Below are 237 nucleotides of genomic sequence, written 5' to 3'. Positions count from 1 at the left end.
CGGCAGCGCGAAGGCGGCGGTCTTGCCGGTGCCGGACTGGGCCTGGCCCAGCACGTCGCGGCCTACCAGCAACGCCGGGATGGTGGCGGCCTGGATCGGCGACGGGGTTTCATAGCCGCCGGCGGCAACAGCCTTCATCACAGCGTCGGACAGGCCGAGGTCTGCGAACAGCAGCGGCGTGGGGGATTCTGGGGACATGGGGAACTCCGAAGCCACTACCGTTTTACGTGGCAGTGG

At 68.8% G+C, this 237-nt stretch carries 1 protein-coding gene; it reads right to left on the bottom strand.

What is annotated here, in order from left to right; genetic code table 11:
- The coding region (locus ACQG3P_RS23410; RefSeq protein ID WP_426806380.1) for a DEAD/DEAH box helicase at positions 1-198 on the bottom strand (198 nt) is incomplete at its 3' end.
- Positions 199-237: the final 39 nt, after the last annotated feature.

The sequence above is a fragment of the Stenotrophomonas sp. SrG genome, from assembly GCF_050031795.1.
GTDB lineage: Bacteria > Pseudomonadota > Gammaproteobacteria > Xanthomonadales > Xanthomonadaceae > Stenotrophomonas > Stenotrophomonas rhizophila_A.
This window is presented reverse-complemented; position numbering and strand designations above follow the sequence as displayed.